7 protein-coding genes are annotated in these 7,264 nt (G+C 46.8%); all 7 read left to right on the top strand.

Features of this window, described 5'->3' with window-relative positions; genetic code table 11:
* Positions 1 to 198: hypothetical protein (locus tag CHL76_RS17325; protein WP_233133500.1), on the top strand; the 198-nt coding region annotated here is incomplete at its 5' end.
* Between the two features lie 82 nt (positions 199 to 280).
* Positions 281 to 877, top strand: a complete 597-nt coding sequence (locus CHL76_RS16545) for a TetR/AcrR family transcriptional regulator (protein ID WP_094909166.1) — start codon at positions 281 to 283, stop codon at positions 875 to 877.
* Between the two features lie 36 nt (positions 878 to 913).
* Positions 914 to 2,134: an MFS transporter gene (locus CHL76_RS16540; RefSeq protein WP_094909165.1), complete on the top strand. Its 1,221-nt coding sequence runs from the start codon at positions 914 to 916 to the stop codon at positions 2,132 to 2,134.
* Between the two features lie 162 nt (positions 2,135 to 2,296).
* Positions 2,297 to 3,364, top strand: coding sequence for a WD40/YVTN/BNR-like repeat-containing protein (locus CHL76_RS16535; RefSeq protein ID WP_094909164.1), 1,068 nt, complete (start codon positions 2,297 to 2,299; stop codon positions 3,362 to 3,364).
* An 861-nt stretch (positions 3,365 to 4,225) separates the two neighbouring features.
* Complete coding sequence (locus tag CHL76_RS16530) at positions 4,226 to 4,933, top strand: carbonic anhydrase (RefSeq protein ID WP_158219220.1); 708 nt, start codon at positions 4,226 to 4,228, stop codon at positions 4,931 to 4,933.
* A 378-nt stretch (positions 4,934 to 5,311) separates the two neighbouring features.
* Entirely contained in the window at positions 5,312 to 6,142 is an 831-nt protein-coding gene (locus CHL76_RS16525; RefSeq protein ID WP_094909162.1) for an STAS domain-containing protein, read from the top strand.
* 388 nt (positions 6,143 to 6,530) lie between these two features.
* Positions 6,531 to 6,875 (top strand): YflT domain-containing protein, encoded by a 345-nt coding sequence (locus tag CHL76_RS16520; protein ID WP_094909161.1) that lies wholly within the window; start codon positions 6,531 to 6,533, stop codon positions 6,873 to 6,875.
* The last annotated feature ends 389 nt before the right edge of the window (positions 6,876 to 7,264 follow it).

Raw genomic sequence — 7,264 nt, 5'->3', positions numbered from 1 at the left:
CCAACTGAATGGTGGCTTCCCGGTAACGAGCTTCTTCCGTATCCCGTCTCATCATGCGCCATAACCCCTTTCCAGGCTATTTCTTTTTATCATAGCATAAAAAAACTGCCGACACGCTCTAAAATGAGAGCCATTGTCGACAGTCTGAAGCAAGGCTCTGTACAAGAGCCTTGCTTTATTTGTGTATGTGGTTTTTAAAATGATGCTGGCATTAAAGCAATACATATGTTAAATTTACCTAACGTTAGGTAGGCAAAGAGATGAAAAAGGTGATGATTTGATGGAAACACGCGAACGCATAATCCAAGCAAGTCTGGAGCTGTTTACAGAGCGGGGCTATGAAGGCACGACGCTTGCAGCGATTGCCAAACAGATAGGCATGCAGAAGCCTTCGCTGTATGCGCATTTTACAAACAAAGAGGCGCTTTTTTTGGCCACGGTGAAAACAGCTGTGCTTGAATACAACCAGATTGTACGCAGCGAGTTAGAGGCTCTGGGAGCAGAGACGGCGGAGACCCAGCTGAAAACGTTATTGTACCGGCTCGCTGAAGTGTATTACGACGAATACACAATCAGCCAGTTTTATTACCGTTTTTTATTTTTTCCACCTCCAGCGCTCGCTTCGAAAATGCAGCAGATGGTGGAATACCACGGCAGTGCTGCGGATCAGCATATTGAATCCGTTATTCGGCAGGGAAAGGACGAGGGGGCCATTGATACGTCGCTTGCGAGTGATCTTATCACGGAAAGCTACTTATGCCTGCTGAGCGGCATTGACTTTGACACGCGTTATTACGATTTTAATAAAGAACAAATCCGCACCCACGTTGACCGGATATGGCAAATCTTCTGGCGGGGGATTAAGGCTTCCGGATGATAAATAAAAGCAGCAGAAATTTACAGGAGGGCACAGATGGCTGATTCATGGACTTCATTATTAAAAAATAAAACGTTTGTGCTCGTATGGCTCTCAGGGATGACGGTGATGCTTGGCTTTTCCATTTTCTTTCTGTCCGTGTCCTGGTTTGTCGTCGATGAAATGCAGCAGCCGGCCATTCTCGGGGTTGTTATGATGACGATCGCCATTCCGCGGGTGGCCATGATGATTTATGGCGGGGTGCTTGCGGATAAAATCCAGAAGTCGCGCATCATGTTTACGACGAATGCGATGCAGGTGGCGGTGATGATTGTCCTGGTGGTGCTCGTGCAGCAGGATGCCCTGCAGACGACTTCATTGATTATTCTGGCGTTTATCTTTGGCTTCCTGGATGCGTTCTTTTTCCCGGCAGCGTCGGCCATGATTCCGAGTATTGTGCCGGTGCATCAATTACAGCAGGCGAACTCCTGGTATCAGGGCTCCACGGAGCTGATGTTTATTATCGGCCCGGTGGGGGCAGGGCTGTTATTAACCTTCGGCGGCTTTGCCTTTTCGTTTTCCGCAGCGGCTGGATTGATCGCGCTGTCGACCATTCTGATTTATCCGCCGTTTTTAAAGGACCCGATTCCGGAAGCGAGGAGCGGGCGTCATACCGCCTGGATGGATCTGAAGGAGGGCCTCGCTTACGTGCGGCAGTCAGGCATCCACCGTGCCGGCACGATGGTGATTATTACGATTAATTTATTGATGATCGGACCGCTTCTGATCAGCATTCCGATGCTCATCAGCGCGCTCGGAGGCGCTCCGTGGCAGTTAAGCTTATTAGAGGGAGGATTTTCGACTGGCACCTTTCTGTTGAGCGTGCTGCTCGTTACGTGGTCGTTGAAGCAGCGAAGAGGAAGCTGGGTGCTGGGGGCCATGGGGGCAAGCTTTATTCTCCTGCTTGTATTCAGCCAGGTGGAGGCGCTCCCTGTGCTTGTCGCTGTGATTACGCTCATGGGAGGCGCGGGGATGCTCGTGTACCTACCGACGATTACCATGATTCAGGAAAAAACCGACAACAACAAGCTCGGCCGGGTGATGAGCCTGGTGAACTTTGCAGCCAGCGGATTTGAGCCTATAGCCTTTGCGCTTATTTCATTTCTAGTGGCAGCATCCATCCCGATCCAGACGGTACTGATGTACACCGCCGTGACCGGGCTTTTGTTAACCGGACTGCTGCTATGGTGCAGTCCGGAGTTCCGGCAGACCGATTAAAAGCACCAGTGGAATACTGCTTAAGCCTTCCGCTCCGGCAGGAGTCCGGAGGGCTTTTTCATTAGAGTTATATAGACTTGAAAGGCATTTCTTTAAGGAAAAACGGGAAGAGACCACTACTGGCCATACATATATCACTATACTTTAAGGAGGATGAAAAGCATGAGGGTATTATACGCAGGTATGGAAAATGAACTACTTGTACTCACACAGAGCGGCGAGGGATGGCAAACGAAGACGAAGCTTAAAGGGACCCAGCCGGTCCGGGTGGCGGTGGACCCTTCTGATAATTCCATTGTTTATTGTGCCACTTATGGGCATGGATTATGGAAAAGCGAGGACGCCGGAGAAAGCTGGCAGGCGATAGGAAAGCCGCAATTGTATTTTGAGCCAGCGGGTGACGACGGTATCCCTTCACCGTACATCACGTTTGTCGGCACACATCCGATGAAAAAGGGGGAGGGGGCACATATTGTGTATGCCGGCACCGAGCCTTCGGCGGTTTATTACTCGGAAGATGGAGGAAAGCATTGGCATGAATGGACAGCTATCCAGCATATGGCTTCCAAACCGGAGTGGCAGTTCCCGCCACGTCCCCACACGCATCATGTCCGCTGGATAACTCCAAGCTATGCGGATCCGGATCATATAGCGGTCTCCATTGAGTACGGAGCCGTGCTTTTTTCAACGGATCACGGGAGCACCTGGCAGGACCGGCCGGAGCATAGCCCGAGAGATGTGCATACCCTTCTGGCTCACCCGTCCGCTCCCGGTCGTTTATATGCAGCCTGCGGGGATGGGTTTATGAACGCTTCATTTTCGTATGCAGAAAGCGATGACGACGGCGCCCATTGGCATTACAAGAGTGAAGGACTGGAGAAACATCCATACCTTTATAACATGGTGCTGAACGCAGCAGACGCGGACGACCGTCTCGTTTCCGCCTCTAAAGGCCCGCGTGAAGCCCACTCGTCCGATGCCGCCAGTTCCGCCATTTACCGTAAGCAGGGAGAAGCACCTTTCCGTGAAATATCCCGGGGGCTTCCGGCAGGGTCTTTCGCCCATGTCTTAACCCAGGATCCGAAGGATACCAGCATTTTTTACGCGCTCAATAACCATGGCATCTTTTTCCTCCGTACAGACGAAGACATATGGAAGCCGGTCGATATTGCCTGGAAGGACGAGTATAAGCACCAGCACCCGTCGTGCTTTGTGGCAGGGTTCCGGTAAAAGAATTAGAAAATTTTTTAAGTTTGTTTCAAAATAGCAGTGATTGAAGGATCGGTATGTTTTACTTGGAAACCAAGCGGGTAAATATGATTTATAACGCAAAAAACCAAAACAGCTTTTACTGTTTTAACAATTAAATGGTCGGCGGAAATGAATGGATATATAAGCCAGTACATGAGCCGGAAAAAGGAACCCCGTTTCTTTTTCCGGCTTTTTTTATTGAAAGCATAGTAAAGAGATAAGGCCCATGCAGTCTGTGACAAACAGGCTGGAGACAGGTCATACGGGAAAATCCATACTTTATCGGTTTTTATCAGAATGCGTTAAAAATAAAGAGACCAAAGAAAGAGAGGAAGAATAAAATGGAAATAGCTGCAGTGATTTTATACGGCGTATTCGCCACGCTTCTATTGATTAATCCAGCCCAGATGAACAAAACTAAAAGCCAACAGCCGAAATAAACATTAAAATTCGCGTGGAACCATCAGGGCTCGTATTGCTCTGGTGGTTTTTTATTTTTATCATGCACAACGGGAAAAAGCTGTTTTTATACAGGCAGCTTTCTTCTATTGGGGGAGAAACAAGGCCCGGGGAGTAAAGAGACTGATGCCGGGCCACAAAACAGGAGTATCGATGGAGAGTAACAAAAGCCTTCTTACCTCTCGTTTGATACCGGCTGGAAAAGGAAAAATTCAATGATATAGAGTGGCTGCTTCGGAGCCCGGGCCCATAAGCAGTCAAAAATCTGGCAGTTTTCACGTTTTACTATAATTTGATAAGGAATGATGCCGTATCGCTGTATCTTTTATTTATTCGACTGTTTTGACAGCCGTAAGTATGTTTCCTTTTTTCCCCCTGGATATGGAAAAAGCTCCTTCTTCTGAAAAAAAGTCCGAATGGTCCTATAAGGGTGAAACGGGGCCGGAGCACTGGGAGAGCCTGGACGCTGATTATACTACGTGCACCGAGGGAGAAAGCCAATCGCCCGTAAACCTTCGGGAAGCAGAAACAAAACGGGGCAGTGCTGATGTACAAATGAATTATGAGCCAACCAATTTCACCATTAACAACGACGGGCATACCATATTGGCAGAACCTGAAAACGCCAATAATACATTAACTTATGATGGGGAGGAGTACACACTTTCCCAATTTCATTTCCATGCGCCAAGTGAACATCAACTCAATGGAGATTACGAAGATATGGAGCTTCATCTTGTACACGAAAGTTCCGAAGGTGAAATTGTCGTGAGCGCATTTATGCTTGAGGAAGGAGGCGGTACAACTTTCCCTTCGTCATTTTGGGACAAGATGCCGTCAAGCGAAACAGAAGCCCCGGCTTCTTCCGAGAACCGCCTCGATCTGGAAGAACTGCTGCCATTCTCCGAAACGAACTTTCAGTATGAAGGGTCATTAACGACCCCGCCGTGTACAGAAGGAGTGAACTGGATCGTTTACGGGGAGCCGGTCTCTGTTTCAAGTGATCAATTGAAGGAGTTTCAGCAAATTTATGACGACAACCACCGTCCGGTCCAGCCGCTTAACGGAAGAGAAGTAATGGAAAATTAATATAATCACCGGCGCGGACCGCCCCGTTCATCCCATTTTTAACTCAAAATGGGATGTTTTTTAGTTTGAAACTCATGGACGCATAGGAAAGCATATTAAGTCGATCGTTGTAACGTTCGTGAAAATTTGGATGCGGCGATCGTAGATTTATTTTTAATGTTAATTTGACATATCGCTTCGCCCAGGGGCACAATTGCAGCAAAAGCATCTTTTCTCCCAAATTCTTTTCTTTTCGAACCCCATTTGGCATTTCATTTTTTTAAATATGTATATATAATACAAATAATTCATTCTTTTTTGAAAAATTAGTACATACTTCCCGGACTATTTAGTGAGCGGCATAGGCAATATTTATGAAGGGACAGGGAGGAAGATACTGTGACGTATATATTTGATCATTCAATGACGTTAAAGGATTTCTATAATCAAAACGCCCAGTTGTTCGAACAAATGCTGATTGAAGAAGCCGCCACGGTAAAGAAGGATGTCCGCGATATATTGCAGCAGGGTAATATTGACCTGGTGGTCAACGCCCATCAGTTTGTTTCTCTGGCTCTAGAAGGAAAGGAAGAAGAACTGAAAGCGTTCGCTGAACAGGAGGGCATCGTTTGGGCTGCGCAGGATATTGAATTATCCTTTAGGCTGGAATGGGTGCATGCCCTGCGCCGAACGATTTGGCTGTTTATTGAAGCCTACCAGACGCGTGCCGGGGAAAAACACTTTCATGATTTTTTCCAATGGGAACGAAAAGTAAACAACCAGATAGACGCTTTTTTACATACTTTTTTGAAAAGCTATTCCACCTACAAAGAAACTCTTATCCAAAACCAGGAGCAGTTAGTTGACTATCTGTCGACACCGATCATCCCGCTCGGGCGCTCCATCTGTATTTTACCACTGATAGGCCTAATAGACGGGCGGCGCCTTGAATTGCTGCAGGAAAATGCCCTGAGGAATGTAGCGGAGCAGAAAATTCGAGTGTTAATCATTGATCTGTCCGGGGCGGAGCCTATGGAAAAGCAGAAGCTACAGGATTTTATAAGAATCATTGAAGGGATTTCTTTAATGGGAAGTGAAACAGTATTAACCGGAATTTCGAGAGAGATGGCCATGGAGCCCGCTTTGTTCCAGGAGGTTGGCGGCTCTCACATTAAAACCCTCGGCACCCTGCAAAGAGCCATAAGTGAATATTTCGTGTGGAAGGATTAGCCTGGAGTTATGCTAATGGATGCTTGATCAGGAGAAAGAGCGTTTTTAAAAAAATGGAGGCAGAGATGAACCGCGTTATTCGGTAAGGACGGCTTTGTTTTGTTAGATAAAATCATAATAACTGTTAACAATTGAGGGACTATCTCAAAAAAGAGGTAGTCTCTTTTATCTATATTAGAACGATAGGGTAAAAATTAAAAAGAGCCGAAAGTTCGCAGAAAAATAGAAAGCAAGAAGAGTTTGTATACAGGCACAACGGGGTATCATCATCTATGGCACACTCTTCTTAGCCGTTCGTTTGGCATTGCTGGGCAATACCAGAAAACGAAAGAATAGAAGACGTCTGATTTCAGACAAAAGCTCGAAAATACACAAGGAGGAATCAAGCATGAAGCCGCAAGTACAGGAATACACCAACGAAGACAACATTGAGCAGGACGTACAGAAGCTCACGGATAACGGTATCAGCCGTAACGATATTTATGTCATGAGCCACGATGATGACCGCACCGACCGGATTGCGGAGAAGGCAGACACCAATGAGCCGACCGATAAAGAATTCGGCGTTGATTCCGAAAACCGTTTCTCGAAAAAAGGAGACGAGCTGCGCTTTAAACTTCAGGAGCTAGGATTTACGGAGCAGGAAGCCGAAGATTTAGAGGACGATCTGGATGAGGGCAAAGTATTGCTGATGGTTCAGGACGACAAGAACCTGAGTGAACTGCTGAAATAGTATTAGACAAAATAGCTGGAGGCCATCGGCTTTCCGGCTTTGTCTGTACATATACAAAGACGCTTCCGCGCGGGAGCGTCTTTGTTTTATCTTTTGCCTGTCAGGCGTAAAAAACAAGCGGCAGGCGCTGCGATGCTGCTAGTGCCTAAGTTTAACTTTTTACATGTGAATGGTAATGCTGTTTTACTGACCATATTACTCTATTTGATATAATGGAAGAAAAATACAGATAAAAGGAAAGAATTCTTATGTTGCAGTTTTGAAAACAATTGTTGGTCATGGATTTAAATATTGGAAATCATCGACAATATCATCCAACCGATGGCTTTGCGGGTCAGGCCACGCGGTAAGCGTCATACACGCTTTCCAGGGTCGCGCCCGCCTGGGCG

Source organism: Marinococcus halophilus (assembly GCF_002265875.1).
In the GTDB taxonomy this organism is placed as follows: domain Bacteria; phylum Bacillota; class Bacilli; order Bacillales; family Marinococcaceae; genus Marinococcus; species Marinococcus halophilus.
The sequence above is the reverse complement of the archived record's forward strand: the minus strand, read 5'-3'. Positions and strand labels throughout refer to the sequence as shown.

Excerpts from the sequence above, each read along its gene's own strand:
- CHL76_RS16545 (WP_094909166.1), top strand. The coding sequence starts at position 281 with ATGGAAACACGCGAACGCATAATCCAAGCAAGTCTGGAGCTGTTTACA.
- CHL76_RS16530 (WP_158219220.1), top strand. The coding sequence starts at position 4,226 with ATGGAAAAAGCTCCTTCTTCTGAAAAAAAGTCCGAATGGTCCTATAAG.
- CHL76_RS16520 (WP_094909161.1), top strand. The coding sequence starts at position 6,531 with ATGAAGCCGCAAGTACAGGAATACACCAACGAAGACAACATTGAGCAG.
- CHL76_RS16540 (WP_094909165.1), top strand. The coding sequence starts at position 914 with ATGGCTGATTCATGGACTTCATTATTAAAAAATAAAACGTTTGTGCTC.
- CHL76_RS16535 (WP_094909164.1), top strand. The coding sequence starts at position 2,297 with ATGAGGGTATTATACGCAGGTATGGAAAATGAACTACTTGTACTCACA.